This window comes from Mesorhizobium sp. M0195, from assembly GCF_040322115.1.
Taxonomy (GTDB): Bacteria; Pseudomonadota; Alphaproteobacteria; order Rhizobiales; family Rhizobiaceae; genus Mesorhizobium.
In genome coordinates, this window is the sequence record NZ_JAMYSV010000024.1 from 38,954 (window position 1) to 58,388 (window position 19,435).

The following is a 19,435-nucleotide window of genomic DNA, read 5'->3' on the forward strand; positions in this document are numbered from 1 at the left end:
GTGGCGGACCATTTGCTCGACCACGTTCGTCCGTATCTCGACCAAAGCATGGAAGAGCGGATCGCCTACATCCTGGCGCCGCGATGGGTCGGGCATCAGGTGGCGCTGCAGGCGCATGAGCGTCTTGCCGAGTTGCTCGCCCGGCCGCCGGCGTTGCGGACGCGAGGGCTGATGTTGGTCGGACCCTATGCCAACGGTAAGACGATGATCGCGGAACGATTTGCCGTGGAACGCCTGAGAGCCGCCGAGCGGCAGCGGGTATGGGTGGTTCAGACGCGCGAGGGGGCCGGCCTTGCGCACTTTTATGGAAGCATTCTGCAGGCGCTGCGCGCGCCGGTCGGCAACAATCGGGATATCGGCCGCAAGGCTGAGCAGATCGATCATCTGCTTGGCAGCCTGAAGCCCAGGATCCTCATTTTCGACGAATTCCACAATGCCCTGCGTGGCCGGGCTCGCGACGTCGAGGCGGTTCTTGCCTTCCTCAGGCGGATCGGCCGTCAGTTCGACATCTCCCCGGTCCTGATCGGCGAGGTCGCCGTCTACGATTTCATAAACGAGACCAGCGAGATGGCGAGCAGGTTCGAGCTGCAGGCCGTACCGCGGTGGCAATACGGCGAAGAGTTCCTGACACTCCTCGACAGCCTCGAGGGCGTGTTGCCTCTCGCGCGTGCTTCCGATCTCTCCGATGAACCGTTGGCACGAACGATTTTCCAGCTTTCCGAAGGTTTGATCGGCGAGATCGTGGCGATCGTCACCGCGGCGGCCGTGGCCGCGGCAAGGTTGGGCGCCGAGCGCATCACGAAATCAGGCCTCGAGGCGCTACACTACATTCCCGTCTCGAAGCGCCGCCGGGCGCCGCTGCGCAACGAACTGCTGTGACCGGCGGCGCTTTGGCCATCGAGATCCGCGAGCGTTACAGGGATGTCGTTCGGGATCGGTGGCCTGTTTCCGTTGACCCGCAGCCGGACGAGCTTTTGTCGAGCTGGCTCCACCGCCTTGCCCTCGCGAACGGCATCGCGCCGCGGTCGTTCGCCAGCGCCCTCGGGCTGGGTGAAGGGATGTGGTCGCCCCGTCTCGATCTCCAGCTTCCGCGGGAGGCAGCCGCCCTGCTGGCCGATCGGACGAACGTTCGTCAGGAAACGATATCGGCAATGGCAATGGCTGAACCGGCGTTGACGCCACTCCTGCTGCCATTGCGCGAGAACGTCCACCGGAACCGTTCGAGCTGGATGCAGTATTGTCCTCTCTGCCTCGCCAGCGACGAGGCGCCCTATTTCCGGCGGCGGTGGCGCCTGGCGTCGCGAATCTCCTGCTCCGCGCATGGCTGCGGCCTTCGAGATCGATGTCCCGCTTGCCGCACCGCAATTGTGTCGTTCGACCAGGTCGAGCTTGTCCCTCAGCATTTCTGCGCACGGTGCGGCTTCGATCTGCGGGCTGCCCCAAAGGCAGGGGTCAACGCGGCCGCACGTCGGCTGGAACGCGCGATCGCGGATATATGCCGGGTGGAATCGGCAACGGATTCGGCGGCAACCATCGATGTTGTCTCGCGCGTGCTACGCGCACCCGTCGGCGCCGATATCGGCCTGGGGGGAACCCTTACGAATCTCTCGACCGCCGCACGCATTCGCTGCTTCAATCAGCTCGCGGCAAAACGTTTGGACTGGCTTGTGACACACGAGGACGCCGCAGTCGCGCATCGGCGTCGGATAATCTTGGCGGCGGGCGGCCATGACGAATTGATTGCCCGCTTCGCCGACTTCCTGGGCAAGCATCAGACGAGGCCGAGATCCATGTGCCCACCACAGCCCTGTGCTGGTCTTGCCGACGTGCTGACGGCCTATCTGCGCGTGGCCGGTGATCGAACCACGTGAAAGCGTCACCGCAGGCTCCGAGTTCCACAACCCTGATGATCGGTGGCAGTCCTGGCGCGGGTACTATTCGTCCATGACGGCACCAGGGTCGCCGTCATCGGCGAACCCCGGCATGATGTCGCCCGCCAGCAGCTTTTCCTTCGAGAGCAGGCCAGCGTCCTCGAGCGCCCCGAAGTCGGGAAGATCGCGCAGCGTGTCGAGCCCGAACTCAAGCAGGAACGCCTGGGTGGTGACATAGGTATAGGGGGCGCCCGGCTGCGGCGCGCGCGGGCCAGAGGCGATGAAGCCAAAGCTGCGCAGATTGCCGATCAGGTCGCGGCTGATCTCCTTGCCGAAGAAGGAGGACAGTTCGGCGCGGGTGATCGGCTGGAAGTAGGCGATGCACATCAGCACCAGCACTTCGGTTTGCGTGAGGTCTTTGGCATGCCCGCTCCCGCCGGTGGCCGTGCCAAATGCACTGCGGATGGCGTCGGCATAGGCCGGCCGCGTCAGATGCTTCCAGCCGCCGGCGACCGCCACCAGATCATAGGGCCGGCCACGCAACTCCTCGCGGATGTCGTCGATGAGAAGATCGATGCTGCAAGTCTTGCCGACGATCCGCGCCAGCGTCTCGCGGCCGACCGGCTCGCTGGCAGCAAAAATAGTTGCCTCGACGCGGTTCATCCATTCACGCCAGCGCGCCTCCGGTGGCAGATGGTCGAGCTCGCGGTCGAAGAGGCCTTCGCCTCCTTGCTCACTTTTTCGTCGCCTCGCCGCACTCTCCGCCATCGCCGTCACAGCCCGTAGATGCGGAAAGTCGGGCGGCCGGACAGTTCACGCACGGCGCCGAGTTCGACCAGCCGCTCGAACAAGCGGCGCAGGCTGCGGTCGCTCATGCCGGCAATCTTTGCCGACGCCACAATGGCGTCGTCCGACAGGAGCTTGTCGACAACAGCGTCCGCTGCTTTGGCTCTAAGCTTCGGCGTGACGGCAAGCAGCCGGTCCGCGCGGCGCTCGAGCTCGGCGGAAAGATCAATGGCGCGCAACGCAGCGCGTGCCTGCGCGGCAAGCAGCCCTTTCGCACGCTCAGGGCTTGTCTCAATGTTTGTCGCCACCGAGCCGGCTGCCGATCGACGCGGGCGCGCGCTTGCGCCCAAGCCCGCATCGGCCCCCAGCAGCGGCACCGCATATGCCCAACCCGTCCGTTGCGCCAGCAGGGCGTCGGCGAGCCAGGCGCCAAGGGCGTGCGCAAAGCCGTGGCGTTCGGCGATCGCGATGGCGCCGGTCGTCATTCCCAGCGTCCCGTCCCTGGCGGCGAGTTGCCGAAGATCGTCCGTCAGATCGCGGACCGCCTCGTCGTCGCGGGCATAGCCGAACTCTGCCAGCACCGCGACAAGGCTTTTCTCCTCCAGCAGCCCCTCCGCGGGCCGGGTCGCCAGCCGACGCCAGGCGAGGAGCAAAAGACCGGCGGGCCCGACATTGTCGCCCGGCCGCGTGAGCACCACGGCATCGCGCAGCGAGCTTTCATCCTCGACGCGGCCGGCCTGCTTCGCCGTTGCAGCGGCCGCCGAAAGCGCCAGGCGCTGCCGCCAGGCGCCGGCCCATCGCTCCTGCCGGCGGACCACCGCATCGAGCGCGCCGATGGTGGCGCCGGCGGCGAGCGCGACGTCCTCAACGCCTTTTCCCGCAAGGCTTTGCGCATCGGGAACCGCCCGGCGCAGCCAGGCCGGCACCATTGCCATCGGCGCGGTTGAAGGGGCACGGCCAAGCGTGGCGTCGTGGCGCGGAGGGGGTTTGGGGCGCAGAATCATCGAAAGTACGATGAATCACGGCGGCGCTTTTGACAACAAAAATGGACAATAAGCGCTGTGCCTGTCGTGTGCTTAAAACGAACGATAATGTTGCCTTATCCGTCGTTTTCGTCTTTATATAAGGAATGACCGTTTTCATCGAGCAGAAGCCCGAAAATCACGCCGAGCGACCTTCCGGACCGTCCCACAGTGCAGGGTCGGCGGATCATGTTTCGACCGCGCAGGTGTCGGCCGAGACCGATGGCGACCTGCCGGACATCATCGACGTCGTCATGGAGATGGGCGCAACGCCGGAAGAACCGCCGGCCGAAGCCCCCTCCCCTCTTCCGGCCGTCGCCAATCCTCGCCTGCCGGCGCATCTCGACGCGCTGGCCGATCGCGCCCGCGATTATGTCGAAGCGGCGAGCTCGGCCAATACCCGCCGCGCCTACGCCTCGGACTGGAAGCAGTTTGCGAGCTGGTGCCGGCGCCAAGGCGTCGAGATGTTTCCGCCCGATCCCCAGGTTGTCGGGCTCTACATCACCGCATGCGCCTCCGGAAAGGCGACCGGCGACAAGAAACCCAATTCCGTCTCGACGATCGAACGCAGGCTCTCCTCGCTGACCTGGAATTTTTCTCAGCGTGGCCAGCCGCTGGACAGAAAAGACCGCCATATCGCCACGGTCATGGCCGGCATCCGCAACAAGCACGCCGCCCCGCCCCGGCAGAAGGAGGCGGTGATGCCCGAGGATCTGATCGCCATGCTGGAAACGCTCGAGCGAGGCACCCTGCGCGGCCTGCGCGACCGGGCCATGCTGCTGCTCGGCTTTGCCGGCGGCCTGCGCCGTTCCGAGGTTGTCGGCCTGGATTGCGGCCGCGACCAGACCGAGGATTCTTCCGGCTGGATCGAAATCCTCGACAAGGGCATGCTGTTGCGCCTGCGCGGCAAGACCGGCTGGGGCGAGGTCGAAATCGGGCGAGGCTCGTCCGACACAACCTGCCCTGTGGTGGCGCTGCAGACCTGGCTCAAGCTGGCGCGCATCGCGCACGGTCCCCTGTTCCGGCGTGTCACCGGCCAGGGCAAGGCCGTCGGCGCCGATCGGCTCAACGACCAGGAGGTCGCCCGCCTCGTCAAGCGGACCGCGCTGGCAGCGGGCGTGCGCGGCGATCTGCCCGAAGGCGAACGCGGAATGATGTTTGCCGGCCATTCGCTGCGCGCCGGCCTGGCGTCCTCTGCCGAGGTCGACGAGCGATACGTCCAGAAGCAGCTTGGTCACACCAGCGCGGAGATGACCCGCAAGTATCAGCGCCGGCGCGATCGCTTTCGCGTCAATCTCACCAAGGCGTCGGGACTGTAGCAAAGCCCCCTCCCCCCGTTTTCGGCCGTCGAATAGCGGCCCGGCAGGGTGGGATTTTCACCTTAGCGCTTCAATTGAAATCGGGAAGTAAAACCGACAACCGCGGTCGCGCGGGCAACCGGCCCGATCAGGGTTTCCAGGGGCAGTTTGTCGAGCGTGTAAGCCATTGTTGTCATGATGGCTGATTCGCGTTGGTCAAGCTAGTGAGGGTATCGCTGGACTTACATCGTGCTTCTTCAGGGAGAAAAATCACTATCGATAATGACCTCATATCGGGACTGTACAGCACCACGCCCTGGAGCGGTCAGGAGGCTAGAAAACGTTGATTTTCAGGCTCATCGAAGCCGTAGGAGCTACGCAAAAGGGTCACTAGAAACGTTTACAAACGATCGTTTATTGATATCTTCGGCGTTTGTACAAGCGCCCTTCCCAATGCTGAGAGACGCCGCAAATGGGCCGTGAAGCGCAAGATCGACGCTCCGGTCGACCAAAGGGCCGGCAAATCGGCTACGCGCGCGTGTCGACGGACGAACAAGCGACGGAGGCGCAGGAGATTGAGCTGCGGTCGGCCGGCTGCGACGTCGTCGTTCAGGAACATGGATCCGGTGCGTCAAGAGCTCGCCCTGCCTATTGCGGTTGATCAGCGATATCGGCGCCGGCGATGTCCTGGTCGTTGTGCGTCTCGATCGCCTTGCGCGCTCGGTCAGCCATCTTCTTCAGGTGATCGAGGATCTGACTGAGAAGGGCGCGCATTTCCGATCTCTCCGAGATCCAATCGACACGTCGACGCCACAGGGCATGTTTTCGCTACAGGTACTCGGCGCCGTTGCCCAGCTCGAGCGTGCGCTGATTTCGGAGCGGACCAAGGCCGGCATCATCGCCGCACGAGCGAAGGGGCGGCTGCCTGGCAATCCTGGTATCCGGGAGCGCAAGCCCGAAGCCCTGGCGAAGATGACTGCGGTGCAAAAGGCAGCCTATGGCCGACGGCTACAATCAACGATGAACCAGTGGCTTCCGACAGTCCGCCGGATGCGACCAGATCACAACTGGGACGATATCGCTCGGGTCCTGAAGCAGCGCGGCCTCGACTGGACGCCTGAACGACTGCGGCGGGCAGTGAGGTGGCTCGTCACCGAGCACCTGGCCGGATCCACCCTGCTAAAGAGGGCGTCTCCTCAGCCTCCCGAAGATCGCCTGATGACCCTTGTGGCAGGGATCAGTCCAACCCAGACCTATCGCTACGCGACATCGCTGGCCAGCTCGAGCGCCTGCATGAGCGAACCCCACGAGGGAGCGCTAAATGGTCGGCCTCATCAGTCAAGAACCTGCTTGATCGAGCCCGCCGGCTTGGTCTCGTCGCCGAACTACCCGCGAGCTGACCGAGGGACAAGGACGTCATCCCGTTACAGAATGGTCCTCAGTTTACGGTCCGTGGCTGACGCTCAAGATCCCCGAGCCGCTTGTACACGGCCCAGGCATCAGCTGGAACCGCGCTGTCAGCCCGCGCCAGCCAAGCCGCACGATCGGATTCCGCAAGTGAGTTCCACCACACCATTCCGGCGGTTTCATCGGGCGTCGGTTCCCGGTCGTGTTCGTTCTTCATGCCTTCGATGCTCTCATAAGACGCTCGTCCCGACAAGCGCTGCAGCGATCGTTCAAGCTTATAGAGCGGATCAAAACCCGCCCTCCTCATCATGATCCGCGCCCCGGTCTGTCGAGGCTGCGTCGCAAGGCATCGCTGATTTCCAACCGGGATTCGGTGCGCACAACCTTGCCTGCCGTCTCCAAATCGACGGCAGCGGCTTCAGTTCCTGAACCGGTTCCGACCGTCTTCGACGCGTCAAGCTTGGCCCGCAACAAAGCCATCACCATCGGCCAGACCGAGAACTTTCCGGTCTTTGCCCGGTCCGTCAAGCTGCGCAAATATCCGCCGGCGCTGTTGATCTGGTCCTGTCGCTGGTAGATCGCAGCAATGGTAATCGCCGCCTGCTGCTCACCCATTGCCGTTCGCGCTTCCTCCCAGGCGCTCGGGCTGATGCCCATGGTCGGCCGGGCAACCTCGGCCGCGGCCAGAAATTCACGCGAATTGCGGATGCCGCCGCCGCCCTTTACCAGCCAAAGCATGTTCGGGCAGGCATCCAGCACGATCCCTAGCGGCAGCTCGCGCTTCGGCAGGCTCCGTACGTTGTCGGTGTCCGCAACGTTGCCGCCCGCTTCATCTATATTTCCTAAGCCACTTTCAGATTCAAGTTTAGAGTCTGGTTTTGAATTCTGTATGTGGCGTCCATTTCGGGACTCATTGGCGTCCATTTTCTGTGTTTTTACAAATGATTCCAATGCTTCACGCACTTCAGCCCAAAGGCCTTCAAGCTCCTCGGCAATCGCTTCGAAGGTCTGTCTGGGTGCGGTGCGTGGTATCTGGCCGACAATCGCCTGGTAGGCCTGCTGGACCCTGCCCCAATTCGCCGGCACGCCCTCCTCAATCCCGGCGTCGATCATCTTGACGATGTCACGCCGGCATATGGTTAGCCGCTCCTTAACGAGACGAAAGGCCTTCTTCTCGTATCTGACCGCTTCCGCCAGCTCCTTGAATTCCTCGGCGCGCGCGACGATCGGCGAGATGTCGAAGCCATAGGCTTGCTCGATCTCGCCCCCCCGCCCTTTCCGGGCGAAGCGCTTGCCGTTTGGGCTGTCCCGACGGATGATCAATCCACACTCGACCAAGACGGCCAAGTGCCGCCGTAAGGTCGTTGGGGGCATTCCGTTGGCGCGGCGGATCAGCTGTTCGTTGGATGGCCAGACGATCAGCTCGCCGTCGCCATAAAGCGCCGTGTCCGGATGGAACGACAACAGTGCGTCGAGAATGGCCAAAGCGCGATCTGTGGCCCCCAGAGCGATCCTGGCGTCCTTGATATCCTGGAAGACATGCCATTTGTGAACAGTCGCGTCCTTCGGCACCGCCCTTGCGGTGACCTGGCTTGAAATCATGCCAAGCGTCATCGGCCGCCGCCCAAAGGGCGTCGTTGCAATAGTCGTCTCCATTTTCTTTCACCCTCGATTAGGCAAAAGAAACCTGCTCGCCAAAACGACGCCAATGACTCTTGACAGTGATTCGTGGAGATGCGATTCTCAGAGTGCTTAGTTCAGAGAGAGGCTTCCACGGCTTGCCGTTCGGGGGCCTTTTTCTTTTGCGGTTTCAGACTCCTTGTTTCGTGATGGACTTCCGAAAGGCCTCAAACAGGTCGTCCAGTTGTCCGGCGATAAACGCTGCGAAACGCGATCCTTCAGCCTCTCCCACGGCAATCATGGTAGTTTTTCCGTTGTCTTTGAGGCTGACGCTGACTGTTTTGTCTGGAGCAGCCCAGGATTTCATAGCAATCTTGGGCTTTGATGGCTTGGCCGGACCCGCAGGTTCTTTGATCGCATTATGATCCGATGGAAGCGTCTCAAGCAGAATAATGAATCTGTCGTCGGACGTTGCCTCGCGGAATTTGTTTTTGCGAACAAGATCGAAAGCTTTTGCGGGTGAGCCGTCTATGGAATAGCGGTTCGAGAATTCCTGCCATCGTCCTCGACCAATCCCGGGAGCTTTACCAATCGATTGCAGTATCTCCTTGTCGACCGATGAGGCGATTTTGATCATCTCGGACACATGCGATTTTCCTGTCGACAGCGAAGCGCAGATGGTGTCCCGTTTGTATCCCGCTTCCTGCTGCGCAAGCGCAAAAGCGCACTTCTCAATGTATGAAAGATCCTCTCGAGCGGTGTTTTCTTCGCCTTGGAAAATGACTGCTTGTTCATCAGTTAACTCGCGGACGGCCGCTTTGAATCCGATCCCAAGCTGCTTAGCTGCCGCTAATCTTCTGCGACCATAGACGATTTGAAACTCGCCATCCTTGCCTTGTACTGGCCGAACCAATCCAGGCACAATTTGACCGCGCTCCCGCATGGATTCAGTGATCTCAGCAATGGCGGAAATCTCGTAGGCGTCATCATATCGATCGGTGATAGACGACGGCCGTATTTTGTCGGGATCGAGTTCAATGATCTGTTCGCCTGACTTCAGTAACTTGTCCGCGATATCGCTACGCTCTTGCATTTGGCGAACACCAGCCGCCACCTTCATCAGGTGCGGCGATGACGTGCGGCGGCTGACGCCCTCCTCCGAATTGTCCTCCCCGAGTTGCCCCAAAACAGCAGCAAACATGCCCTTAGAATCTTTACGGCTCACTGTTCTCGCCTCCATGCCATTGTGATGAGGCTTTCTATTTCCGCGTTCGCGGCATTGATCGATTCGATTGCACGATCATAAGTTTTAGGTGCCGAAAACCTCGATCGTTGCACTTCATAGAGGCTCTGCTTCCAAGTGAGAGCGTCCGCAACCGCAGTGGATTTGGAGACTGAATTCAGAAGTAAATCCTCGCCAAACACTTGGCGCATTAGGGCCTGCATGTTGGCTTGCGGGTGGTCGTTGGCCTCAAACTTTGTGATGAGGAATTTGGCGAAATCCCAACGTGCGCCTGCACCAGCCTCATCCAGGATTTGCATATAAGATGCGGCCAGCTCCAAAAACTTCCCTGTGGAGTCGACATCGAGCATGTGCGCTGGAACTGGGATTAGGACTCCGGTAGCGGCAGTGAGCGATGAAAGTGTCAGGAAATTGAGTGACGGCGCACAGTCGAGAAGAACGATGTCGTAGCTATCGACGATCTGTTCGAGGGCCTGTGACACTCGAAGCAGAAAACTGGTTCCACCGCTCTTGCGCATCTCAAGGGTGACGGCCGTTTCGAATTCTGTCAGCTCAAGACCGGCGCAGATGACGTCGAATCCGATGATATGCGTCTGATGAATAATCTTTTCCGTTGGCACCGGATCGTCAAACCGAATCGCTGAGTAAAGGGTGTCACCTTCTCGGTAGTCAAATCCGGGTAACGCTCCTTGCAGACTTGTTAACGACGCCTGGGGATCCATGTCGACTGCGAGAACGCGATATCCACGTAGTGCCAACCAATGACCCAAGTGAATAGTGGTCGCTGTCTTGGACGATCCACCTTTGAAGTTCGTGATCGCGATGATCTGGCAATCCTCGCCTTTAACACGACGAGGATTGATCCATTTCTTCCGTGCCTTTTCCGCCAAGTGCATCCGAAGGTCCAGCACCTGCTCCACAGAATATAGGCGCTTTCCGGTGGTCGTTGTCTCTGGCTCAGGTCCCTGCCCTTTTAAGGAGACCTGCCGTATGTAAGCTTCGGTCACTCCTAGCAATGCTGCCACTTCCGTCGAAGTGAATTTGCGCATCGTACGAATCGCATCAGGAGGATACTGAGCCAGCGAAAGATTGTTGAGTGCCTTCTCGAGTTTCGTCGAAAAGGTATTCATGAACTGAAGGCTACTTAGATGCCGCGTCACCCAGATTCTCCTCTTGCACCCAGCGCCTATTGATAGCGACTGTGGTTAACAAGCTGTTAACGCCACGCCAACTACGCCAACTTTTCGAATTACGCGGTTTTTCCGTTACTGGAGGTATGCCCGATTCGGAGAATTCGAGCAAATGGACGCAGGGCAGTTCCCAGCTGGGAACTTTTCGTTATCGCTGGCTTCCCTGTGCCGTCAAAGTTGCGCATCAGGCATTGAAAAAGACAGCTATGAAGGTGGTTACGCAGCATGGGGGCACGGGGAGCCCCGTTGCCCGTTTTGTTCTCGTAGGTAGTCGACGTTGGTGTACCGGTTGGCCTCTGGCTTCCGCGTACGGCGGCGAGCGACCTACAGAAGCGCCGGTAGGTTTCTGCGCATGGAGAGATACCCCCCATTGGCGCGGCGGCGAAATTCCCGTTGTGACGGAGGAGGCACTGAGCTCGCGCAGTCCTAGGGGAGTCACCATCCTTTGCGTCGGAGACGATGGGTTGTGTTTGTGATGCAGCCATGCCGCGCCGCTTCCGATGCCACTTCGGTGATCGCCCCAGGCTGACAAGTTAGACGCCCCACGGCCCCTACCCTGCAACGAGGCATTCCTTCCGGGCCGAGCGACTCTCGCGAATGGCAACTCAGCGGCTCGGATCTGTCGCCAGGCGTCCCATGCGATTTGACAGCAATCAGCACCGTTTGGCACGTGGGCGCCCTGTCCACGCGCACTTTCCTCCAGCGTCGAGCAAGAGGCTCCTGCAGTCGCCAGGCAACTTCCCTCGGGGGCTAGTCCACGTGTCGGCGAAGGATCCTGGAGAACTCATCGAGAAGCAAACTTCTCGCACAACCCGTACTTTGAGTTCCCAGCTGGGAACAGCTCCTCAAGTTGGAGGCTTGCGCCGCACCAATAAACCTTGGAAACCCATCAACTTGACGGTTGGATCTGTGGCGCCGGGGTGGATTGGCGCATCCAGAGTCCCCTGCGGCTGGGGGGCGTACCGCACTCTACAATCCTGATGCCTTAGTTAGATTGACGCGGAAGCGATCGCGCCGGCGCTGGTATTTGCGTGTCATCTCTGCCGAGGCGTGACCAAGCTGCTTCTGCACGTAGCGCTCGTCAACCTCGGCAGAGGACGCGAGGCCGGCACGCAGCGAGTGGCCCGAAAACTTTTGGCCGCGCTCGCCCTCGGAAAGATCACCGCGCACGCCGGCGGCCAAGGCCGCGCGTTTGACCAGCCGCGCCACCTCCTGATCGTTGAGCCGCTCGGCGCCCACAGCTTTGCCCTGCCCCGTGACGCGGCGGAAGAGGGGGCCATGCGCGATGCGGGCCAGCTTCAGCCAGGTCTGCAGGGCGACGACCGGGCAGGTGGCATCGGACGAGCCGCGGCCAATCTCGACCTCGCGCCAGCCGGTCTTGCCTCGCAGCGTAACCAGCACGCCCTTGTCCGGGAAAACTTCAATCCAGCCGCAGCCGTCCTCGGTTTGATCGCGCGCAACATCGAGGCCCACGATTTCGGAGCGGCGCAGGCCGCCGGCGAAGCCCAAAAGCAACATGGCGCGGCCGCGCAGACCGCGCAGCGTGCCACGATCGAGCGTTTCCAGCATGGCGACAAGATCGTCGCGCAGGATGGCTTCCTTTTGACGGGGAGGGGAGGCGTGTTTATTGCGGATACCGGCGAGCACGGTGGCGATATGCCGATCCTTCCGGTCGAGCGGTTGACCGCGTTGCGTATAGTTCCAGGTCAGCGACGACAGGCGGCGCTCAATGGTCGACACAGACTTTTTGTCCCGTTCCGATCCTGAGGCCTGGGCCGTGATGTAGAGGCCGACGACTTGTGGATCTGGCGGCAGCGGATCAAACGCCTGGCGCCGGCACCAGGCGCAAAAATGCTTCCAGTCGGCGGCATAGGCGCGACGGGTGTTTGCCGAACTCGCCGCCTCGACGTAATCGCGCGCGCGGTCGGCCAGCTTTTCGAGATGCGCAGGCAGTGATGCTTGTCGCGGGTCGAGGACCTGCGTGGGAGGGGAGGGAGCCTCATCCGGGTGCCCCATTTCCATGACGACGTCGACAATGTCAGGCAGGTCGCTGGTGTCGACCGCGTCGATGGGCGTCATGAAATTGCGGGGACTGCCCATCGAAACTCTCGATCATTTGAATGTCACAGTGGTGCGATTCTGAGAGCCCCAACGTGCGACCAAAGCGCCCAATTGTCCACCGCGAGGTGCTTGACCAATAGCTCCCGGGATTTGCGCCGGTCGCGTACGACCACACGCTGGGTCGTGCTATAGCATGACCGGGCGACGGACCATGTCCGATCCAGTGTTGACCCTCCTAGAGCCCTCTTTCTCAGTGCCGATCCTTGCCTTCATGTTCAACATCCCTTATGTTTCGTTCAACAGGAGAATCCAGGATGAGCGTACGTGGCGCAACGGCAGCCGAAAGCGAGGAGCGGATCGCCCACACCCGGAACCGTCTGGTGCTTGAGCAGGCGAGGGCGGTCGGCCTTCTCGGCGCGGCCAAGAACACACGCCTTTCCGGGAGGGTGCCGTCGGAATTGATCGAGGCGGCAAAGAAGCGCGCTCATGTGACCTCCGACACTGAGCTGCTGGAGCTCGCCTTGTCGCGGCTGGCCCTCGAGGACGATTTTGGCGCCCAGCTCGTCCGCCGCAAGGGCAGCATCTCCGCAGACATTGATCTTGGCGTTTGATCTCGGGAGCGCACTGCGTTCCCTCAAACCACAGCGGCGTGCCGGCGGGCTGGAACGGCGGCCGGATTCCGCTCTGTCCTGGGCAGGGGACCAGCCGCCTGTCGGCGGTGCATTGCTTCTCGACACGAGCGTCTATCTGGATGTCCTTCAGGGGCGCACGCCCAAAGTGGTCGATGACCTTCTGATCTATAGGCTCTGTCAGCACTCGGCCGTCTGCCTTGCCGAGCTCAGCCACCTGTTCGGCCGGCTCGACCCAGCGCACCCCACGACGAAGTCGGTCCTGAAAGTGGTTGCAGGCACGATTGAAGACATTCCAGTGCACCGGCTGCATGCACCCGACGCCACCGCCTGGGGACGCGCCGGCATGCTTGCCGGCCTGCTGTTCCGGCTGAGCCGTCTGCCGAAAGGGGAGGGCCATGAACGCCGCTTCCTCAACGATGCGCTGATCTTGCACCAGGCCGGTCTGCTGGGCGCGACGGTCCTGACCGGCAATGTTGGGGATTTCGATTACCTCAACCAGCTTGTTCCGTCGGTGCGTGTGATCTTCTACCGGCCGGTGACAGACTTGCGCCCGCAGGGTTGAAAGCGTCTGTGGCAGATGCCCGTGCACCGTGATCGTCCAACCTCCTTTAATGACCACCAGTCTTCAAAAAGGTCGCTGACACTCTCCTGCGACCGTTGAACCGCGGGCGACAGCGGCCATTTCTAACGTAATGACAAAAACGAACGATAATGCAATTATCGTTCGTTTTATCACGCCGACAGGCTGTGCGTTTTGGCGCGAAAATTCTAGCGCAAAGCGCACCGGCGCTTTACCCTCGAAATCATGATTCGCCTCGATCCCGCGACCGCCAGTCCCGCCTCGCCGCCGACCGTCCCGGCCTGGGCGCTTGCCGCCGGCGGCGGGCCGAGCGACGCCGACGCCGCCTTCCAGGCCGGCGCCGCCTTGGGCGCGCTCGACAGCCTCGCACGGGCGCCGCAGCCTTCCTGGGCCGGCGCCTGGCGGCAGCGGCTTGCCTTGAAATGCGCCGTTGCCGCCGTGCGCCTAGCCGGCCGCTCCGAGGATGAGGCCGCGCTACGCAATGCCTGGTATCTGCGTCCTGCTGACGGCGATCCCGGCCCCGCCGGGAACATTTTGGCTGCGTGGCGGCAGCTGGCATCGCGGCCGCCGGCGATCGACGTCGCGAGGCTGGCTGAAGGTCGATCAGTTCGGGCTGCGCTGGGATGACGGTTTTGCCGATCTCCCGGGTGCGATTGACGATGTGATGCGCGCCGGCCGGCCGGCGCCGTTTACAGCTGCGGCAGCCGCCAGCCGTGTTGTTGCCCTGTCGCCGGGAGCGGAATTGCTGGCGTGGTGGTGCGCCGATCTGGTTCTGGCGCAAAAGCTGCGCTGGCCGCGGCCGGTGCCGCTGCTGATGGCCCAGGCTTTTGCTCTAGCCTTCCGAACCGGTGACGGTCGCGCCAAGCGGATTCGGCCGGGGGAGCAAAAAGAATTTGAAAGGGCGGCGTGCCTGGCGCTGGCCCAGGGCGCGGATGATGCCTTGCGGCTGGCCGCAGAACTTTCGCAGCGCGCCGAGCCGCTTGCTGCGGTGATGCCAAAGTTGCGCGCCAAGGGGGCGGGGGAGGTGGTCAAAAGACTGCTCGATGACGATGCCATGTCCGGCTCGCTGACCACCAAAACCCTGTCTCGGTTCGGTTCGCGGCGGCTGTTCGAGCGGCTGCAGACATTATCACGGCGGAACGGGTCCTTCCGGTTCTTGGAGCCAAACCGGCAACCAAAGGGACCACGACCCTTTCGGAGAGAGAATGGGTCATCGACGCGTTGCGCCGGAACAAGCTTCACCGCGGCAAAGCTGCCGCCGCGCTCGGCATTACCCGCAAAACCTTATACAACAAGATCAAGAAGCACCGCATCCGTTCCGGCCCGTTCAGAGAGCCTCCGCCACCAACCGCCCCACAGTTCCTCATGCTCTCCGGATCTGGTGGCACGACACGTAAACGACAACTCCTGAGGCGATCATGCCTTGCGCTCCGCGCGCATGATCCTGACCAGACGATCGGGATCCCACCGCTTCAAAGCGCGTGAACCTGACCGGCTTGACCTGCCCCCTGTCAGCGGCGAAACCGCTCCAGACGCCAGCGCCTGTTTTTTCCGTTGGCATGTTAAATGCAAGTCATCGACAAACGCGCTCACACTGAGCAGAAATTGTCCCACGACCACGCAAAAATGGACCATTCCCGTACGCGAGGCTACTCATGTGTAATCAGGCTGTTAGCAAGCTTATGGCTTGATCATTAAATTGGCTGCGTCACCTAAACAGAAGGACTCAAAAAAAATGACTTATCCCGTGGGTTCGCCGTCTGATGGCTCTCTGAAAGTATCTATCGAGGCAAATGGCCATCATGACCCTCGATTACACAGCATTGATCACATAGCTTTGGCGGTTCATAAACTAGATGACGCTATCCACCTGTTTCAAGATGTCCTTGGCTTTAAGCTTAGGCGGCGTTTGCATATAAAGGGTAAGAAGACTGGGATGGTGTGTGCGGACATGGTTCGGAACGACATGTGCTTTGTACTTTGCCAAGGCACAGAGCCAGAGTCGCAGGTGTCTCAACTTGTCCAAAATTACGGGGTAGGTCTAGCTCATGTTGCATTAGCTGTCGACGATGTGTCGGCGGCGGTCAATACGCTTAGAGCGCGGGGATTGTCGTTCGACACGACCATTATTGAGGGACCTGGCCTAACACAAGCATTCTCTTCTCGATGCCCTAATACGGGGATAAGCTTTGAACTCATCCATCGGAACGGAGAGGAAGCATTTCTTGAAAACAACGTACAAGAGCTTTTCGAGCAACTTGAGCAGGCTGGAAAATACTGATCGAAGAGGTGTGGTCCCCTCGGTTTCTATAGCGATGCTGGTGATCCGACTTCAGGCGCGCCCGCCGGCCTACCAGGGTCCCGCAAGACTGATCGAAGGTGGCATTCCGACAAAAGCGATCGTAGCCTAGCCTAGTCGCCGTCTCCAAATGCGCCGATCACCTCACTCTCTACAGACTGCCAAAAATCTGCAAGCGGCGAGACATCGCTCTCGACCGTTTGACACTCGCGGACTGGACCGGCCGTGCCGCCTGCACCTGCGCCCCGAGTGACCTGAATGCGCTCAAAGCGATGGTGCTTTCGCGCGAAGCGGAAAATGCCTATCTGCGCCAGATCATCAGAGGATTGCAGCGCCAGCGGGCCGACGCGCCGAAACACTTACTGAAGATCAGCTTCTCCTCGGGCTTAAAGAAGCCGAACAGGTCGAGGCGAACGAACTGGACGAAAAGGAAAGCGTCACCTGATCTGCGCCAGGGACGGTGACCTGATGTGGTGGACGGTGCCAAAGTGTGGCTGTCGAAAGTCACATGAGGGAGAGCCGTCCATGGAGAAGATTACCACAATTGGTCTGGTATCGCCAAGCAGGTGTTTCAGGTCCACGGGGTCAATGGCGCTGATGCTGTCGTTGTCCGTCGCAAGCTTCGCCGCGATGATGTCGCTGGGTTCTTCAAAGCATTGCCGCCGTGCCTAATCGGCATCGAGGCTTGCGCGACGGGGCACCACTGGGCTCGGGTTCTTATGTCACTGGGTCACGACGTTCGGCTGATGCCTGCATCCTACGTCAAGCCATATGTAAAGTGAAGCGGCAGAAGAATGATGCGACGGATGCCGAGGCGATCTGCGAGGCGGTGGCCCGGCCGACGATGCGCTTCGTTCCGGTGAAGAGCGAGGAGCAACAGAGCGTACTGATGCTGCATCGGGTCCGCGAGCTCTTGATCCGGCAACGGACAATGCTGGTGAACGCCTTGCGCGGCCACCTGGCGGAGTTCGGCATCGTGACCCGCCAGGGTGTTGCTGGCGTCGGAATGCTGATCGCGTTGGTTGAAGATGATGATCACGATCTCATCTCGCCGCTTGCGCAGTCGGCGCTTCTTCCGCTGATCGGGCAATTGCGGGAAGTGCACGAGAAGGTCAGCGAGATGGATCGCCAGATTCATGCCTGGCATCGCTCGAATGAACTGAGCCGACGCATGGAGACAGTTCCGGGAATCGGCCCGATCACTGCAAGCGCTATCGCCGCAACCGTGACAGACGTAGCGCTCTTCAAATCCGGCCGGCAGCTGGCGGCCTGGATAGGTCTGGTGCCGCGGCAGAACTCATCGGGCGGCAAGGACCGTCTCGGCAGGATTAGCAAGCAGGGCGATCCTTATCTCCGCCGCCTTCTCGTGGTCGGTGCCCATGCCGTACGCCGCTTCAGCCGAACAGGAAAAGCGCCATCAACTCGCTGGGCGGCCGATCTTCTGATGAAGAAGCCATACAACGTCGTCGCCGTCGCCCTGGCGAACAAAATGGCGCGGGTCGTTTGGGCGCTAATGATGTCCGGACGACGCTTTGAGGCTTCGGCCGCCGTTTGAGCAGTCGAGAAGGATTGCCGAGATTGGTGAGGCGCTGATGGTGTGATGACGGACGGTCGAGCCGGGATCGGACAAACCCGCTCAGTGGGTGCCGCTTAAAAGCGCGTTGACCTTTCTGGGATCCGATCAGCGGACTTCATCAGGGCCAGCGGCAACAATAGGCCGCACTCAAAGGCCGAATACATGCCTGCACCCGACCAATCTGGCAGCAACGTCAGAAAGCCCTTGCCTGCGGAGGCCAATGGTATGGACCCCGCCCTCCAGGCGAGGTGAAATCTCGAACGCCAACTGCAACGAAGGAGGATGTCATGCAGATCGTTCGAATAGGCCTGGATCTAGCGAAATACGTCTTCGAGGTTCACGGTGTCGACTGCCACGGGAAAGTCGTCGTGCGCAAAACGCTACGCCGCGATGCGGTAGCCCCCTTCTTCGCCAATCTGCCACGATGTCTGGTCGGCATGGAAGCCTCGAACGGAGCGCATTATTGGGCAAGGGTGCTTTCCGATCTCGGCCATGAGGTTCGGCTGATCAGCCCTCAGTTCGTGACGCCATACGTCAAGTCCAACAAGAACGATCGGAATGACGCTGAAGCGATTTGCGAAGCCGTAGGCCGCCCGACGATGCGTTTTGTTCCGCCGAAATTAGCCGATCAATTGGCGATTCAAGCGGTTCATCGCATTCGCAGCCGTCTGGTTGCAGATCGGGTCAAGCTCGTTAATCAGGTTCGTGGACTTCTAGCCGAGCATGGAGTGGTCATTGCCCGCGACATCCCACGGCTGCGCCGGGCCCTTGCTGAAATTACGGGGGGCAGCGACGATGGTCTCAATGAATTGGTGCGGGTGCTGATCCGAGAAGTGCAAACGGAGTTGGCCGAACTGGACCAACGCATTGCATCTTATGATCGGCGGGTTCGGGAGCTCTTTCGCAACAGCGAACTATGTCAGCGGCTTGGAAAGATCGAAGGTATCGGCCCTGTGACCGCGACAGCCTTGATCGCTGCCGTAGGTGATCGAACTTGCTTCAAGAACGGCCGCCAGTTTGCGGCATGGCTCGGTCTCGTGCCGAAACAACGATCCAGTGGAGGGCGAGCCCGCCTGTTCGGTATCAGCAAGCGCGGCGATCGCTATCTGCGCACATTGATGATCCATGGCGCTCGCGCTGCGCTCGGCAAAGCAGCGGGCAAGCAGGATCCTCGAAGCCTTTGGCTTAGTAAGTTGCGGCAAAGGCGGCATCCCAATGTCGCGGCTGTCGCGCTCGCCAACAAGAATGCGAGGATCGTGTGGGCCATGCTCTCGGGCGGCACAGTCTACGAGCACGCACCATCGGTGAAAGCAGCTTAAGGCGAAGCGGCAAACGAAGGAATAACAGAAGGAGGTCTCACCCCAGCAATTGCAGCAAAATGGTAGGAGATGGTGAAACGGTCATTCCGTCGCTTCCCGAACCTGGTGTGTGGACCGGCTTGGCTTCGGCCAATGTCTAGGGGCCGATGAGGTGGAAGCCCGCGAAAATCCATCGGGGCTCGCGGCGACGACGTTGTCCAGCCGCATCAGGAAGCCGGATATACGTCAGCAGTTGTGACCGACGATCTTGATCTAGCCGACCTGTTGCAATCGGGCGGGGTCCATATACGTCCATACATGCCACTGAACTTTCATCCAGCGGCGATTATCCTCGGCCGTTTCTGTTACGCCGTGGCGCGCGTTGAGCAATCGCGAAGACGCAGCGTACCTCCACCGCCCGGATCGCCACGGTATCGCCTTTAGAGCTTCTGGCCTGAACCTGGCAGCGTCCTGTCCGACAACCCGCACGCGCGCGACAAACTCGAGCCTTCCTCAGATGCTTGCGTCCAATGTCCGACAATGTCGGACACT

The 19,435-nt window shown here is 60.8% G+C and carries 16 protein-coding genes and 4 pseudogenes; 13 read left to right on the forward strand and 7 right to left on the reverse strand.

All coding sequences use genetic code 11. The features are described 5' to 3' along the window. Both NKJ12_RS27980 and NKJ12_RS27985 read left to right on the forward strand, forming a co-directional pair. Window positions 1-879 (forward strand): TniB family NTP-binding protein, encoded by an 879-nt coding sequence (locus NKJ12_RS27980; protein ID WP_352706537.1) that lies wholly within the window; start codon window positions 1-3, stop codon window positions 877-879. 11 nt (window positions 880-890) lie between these two features. After that, window positions 891-1,871 (forward strand): TniQ family protein, encoded by a 981-nt coding sequence (locus NKJ12_RS27985; RefSeq protein ID WP_352706539.1) that lies wholly within the window; start codon window positions 891-893, stop codon window positions 1,869-1,871. Window positions 1,872-1,934: 63 nt separating this feature from the next. On the opposite strand, the gene scpB is transcribed toward NKJ12_RS27985, so the two are convergent. Further along, complete coding sequence (gene scpB, locus NKJ12_RS27990) at window positions 1,935-2,639, reverse strand: SMC-Scp complex subunit ScpB (protein ID WP_352615659.1); 705 nt, start codon at window positions 2,637-2,639, stop codon at window positions 1,935-1,937. Between the two features lie 5 nt (window positions 2,640-2,644). After that, window positions 2,645-3,661, reverse strand: a complete 1,017-nt coding sequence (locus tag NKJ12_RS27995; RefSeq protein WP_352706542.1) for a DUF1403 family protein — start codon at window positions 3,659-3,661, stop codon at window positions 2,645-2,647. 125 nt (window positions 3,662-3,786) lie between these two features. Between NKJ12_RS27995 and NKJ12_RS28000 the strand changes: the two genes are divergently transcribed. Then, window positions 3,787-4,998 carry a site-specific integrase gene (locus tag NKJ12_RS28000; RefSeq protein WP_352706544.1) on the forward strand — a complete coding sequence of 404 codons (1,212 nt, stop codon included), beginning with the start codon at window positions 3,787-3,789 and terminating at the stop codon, window positions 4,996-4,998. Between the two features lie 451 nt (window positions 4,999-5,449). Then, window positions 5,450-6,377, forward strand: a pseudogene (locus NKJ12_RS28005) (recombinase family protein). A 38-nt stretch (window positions 6,378-6,415) separates the two neighbouring features. On the opposite strand, the gene NKJ12_RS28010 reads toward NKJ12_RS28005, so the two are convergent. The 5 genes from NKJ12_RS28010 to NKJ12_RS28030 all read right to left on the reverse strand — a co-directional run bounded on the left by NKJ12_RS28010 (window position 6,416) and on the right by NKJ12_RS28030 (window position 12,537). Next, window positions 6,416-6,694, reverse strand: coding sequence for a hypothetical protein (locus NKJ12_RS28010; RefSeq protein WP_352706546.1), 279 nt, complete (start codon window positions 6,692-6,694; stop codon window positions 6,416-6,418). Continuing rightward, window positions 6,691-8,040: a plasmid replication protein RepC gene (gene repC, locus NKJ12_RS28015; protein WP_352706547.1), complete on the reverse strand. Its 1,350-nt coding sequence runs from the start codon at window positions 8,038-8,040 to the stop codon at window positions 6,691-6,693. The genes NKJ12_RS28010 and repC overlap by 4 nt, the downstream gene beginning before the upstream one ends. 154 nt (window positions 8,041-8,194) lie before the next feature. Further along, window positions 8,195-9,229 (reverse strand): plasmid partitioning protein RepB, encoded by a 1,035-nt coding sequence (gene repB, locus NKJ12_RS28020; RefSeq protein WP_352706549.1) that lies wholly within the window; start codon window positions 9,227-9,229, stop codon window positions 8,195-8,197. Further along, window positions 9,226-10,407, reverse strand: coding sequence for a plasmid partitioning protein RepA (repA, locus tag NKJ12_RS28025; RefSeq protein ID WP_024927411.1), 1,182 nt, complete (start codon window positions 10,405-10,407; stop codon window positions 9,226-9,228). The genes repB and repA overlap by 4 nt, the downstream gene beginning before the upstream one ends. Before the next feature lie 999 nt (window positions 10,408-11,406). Beyond that, complete coding sequence (locus NKJ12_RS28030) at window positions 11,407-12,537, reverse strand: site-specific integrase (protein ID WP_352706551.1); 1,131 nt, start codon at window positions 12,535-12,537, stop codon at window positions 11,407-11,409. Between the two features lie 275 nt (window positions 12,538-12,812). Here NKJ12_RS28030 and NKJ12_RS28035 point away from each other — a divergent pair, with 275 nt between their 5' ends. The 9 genes and pseudogenes from NKJ12_RS28035 to NKJ12_RS28075 all read left to right on the forward strand — a co-directional run bounded on the left by NKJ12_RS28035 (window position 12,813) and on the right by NKJ12_RS28075 (window position 18,904). Then, window positions 12,813-13,109 (forward strand): hypothetical protein, encoded by a 297-nt coding sequence (locus NKJ12_RS28035; protein ID WP_352468047.1) that lies wholly within the window; start codon window positions 12,813-12,815, stop codon window positions 13,107-13,109. Beyond that, complete coding sequence (locus tag NKJ12_RS28040) at window positions 13,099-13,692, forward strand: type II toxin-antitoxin system VapC family toxin (protein ID WP_352706553.1); 594 nt, start codon at window positions 13,099-13,101, stop codon at window positions 13,690-13,692. The genes NKJ12_RS28035 and NKJ12_RS28040 overlap by 11 nt, the downstream gene beginning before the upstream one ends. A gap of 243 nt (window positions 13,693-13,935) precedes the next feature. After that, window positions 13,936-14,337, forward strand: a complete 402-nt coding sequence (locus NKJ12_RS28045; RefSeq protein WP_352706556.1) for a DUF1403 family protein — start codon at window positions 13,936-13,938, stop codon at window positions 14,335-14,337. Between the two features lie 25 nt (window positions 14,338-14,362). Next, a pseudogene (locus NKJ12_RS28050) lies at window positions 14,363-14,779 on the forward strand (DUF1403 family protein); the annotation flags it as partial. A gap of 152 nt (window positions 14,780-14,931) precedes the next feature. Further along, a complete protein-coding gene (locus NKJ12_RS28055) occupies window positions 14,932-15,195 on the forward strand; it encodes a helix-turn-helix domain-containing protein (protein WP_352706557.1) in 264 nt (87 codons plus the stop codon). Between the two features lie 250 nt (window positions 15,196-15,445). Then, on the forward strand, window positions 15,446-15,991 hold the full coding sequence (locus NKJ12_RS28060; RefSeq protein WP_352706559.1) for a VOC family protein: 546 nt from the start codon (window positions 15,446-15,448) through the stop codon (window positions 15,989-15,991). An 82-nt stretch (window positions 15,992-16,073) separates the two neighbouring features. Next, a pseudogene (locus NKJ12_RS28065) lies at window positions 16,074-16,257 on the forward strand (IS66 family transposase); the annotation flags it as partial. A gap of 277 nt (window positions 16,258-16,534) precedes the next feature. Next, window positions 16,535-17,564 (forward strand): annotated as a pseudogene (locus NKJ12_RS28070) (IS110 family RNA-guided transposase). Between the two features lie 308 nt (window positions 17,565-17,872). Next, window positions 17,873-18,904 (forward strand): IS110 family RNA-guided transposase, encoded by a 1,032-nt coding sequence (locus tag NKJ12_RS28075; protein ID WP_352706562.1) that lies wholly within the window; start codon window positions 17,873-17,875, stop codon window positions 18,902-18,904. The last annotated feature ends 531 nt before the right edge of the window (window positions 18,905-19,435 follow it).

Bases quoted from the DNA above. Each gene is read 5' to 3' on its own strand.
- NKJ12_RS28060 (WP_352706559.1), top strand. From the start codon at position 15,446: ATGACTTATCCCGTGGGTTCGCCGTCTGATGGCTCTCTGAAAGTATCT.
- NKJ12_RS28035 (WP_352468047.1), top strand. From the start codon at position 12,813: ATGAGCGTACGTGGCGCAACGGCAGCCGAAAGCGAGGAGCGGATCGCC.
- repC (WP_352706547.1), bottom strand. From the start codon at position 8,040: ATGGAGACGACTATTGCAACGACGCCCTTTGGGCGGCGGCCGATGACG.
- NKJ12_RS28000 (WP_352706544.1), top strand. From the start codon at position 3,787: ATGACCGTTTTCATCGAGCAGAAGCCCGAAAATCACGCCGAGCGACCT.
- NKJ12_RS28075 (WP_352706562.1), top strand. From the start codon at position 17,873: ATGCAGATCGTTCGAATAGGCCTGGATCTAGCGAAATACGTCTTCGAG.
- scpB (WP_352615659.1), bottom strand. From the start codon at position 2,639: ATGGCGGAGAGTGCGGCGAGGCGACGAAAAAGTGAGCAAGGAGGCGAA.
- NKJ12_RS28045 (WP_352706556.1), top strand. From the start codon at position 13,936: ATGATTCGCCTCGATCCCGCGACCGCCAGTCCCGCCTCGCCGCCGACC.
- NKJ12_RS27995 (WP_352706542.1), bottom strand. From the start codon at position 3,661: ATGATTCTGCGCCCCAAACCCCCTCCGCGCCACGACGCCACGCTTGGC.
- NKJ12_RS28010 (WP_352706546.1), bottom strand. From the start codon at position 6,694: ATGATGAGGAGGGCGGGTTTTGATCCGCTCTATAAGCTTGAACGATCG.
- NKJ12_RS28030 (WP_352706551.1), bottom strand. From the start codon at position 12,537: ATGGGCAGTCCCCGCAATTTCATGACGCCCATCGACGCGGTCGACACC.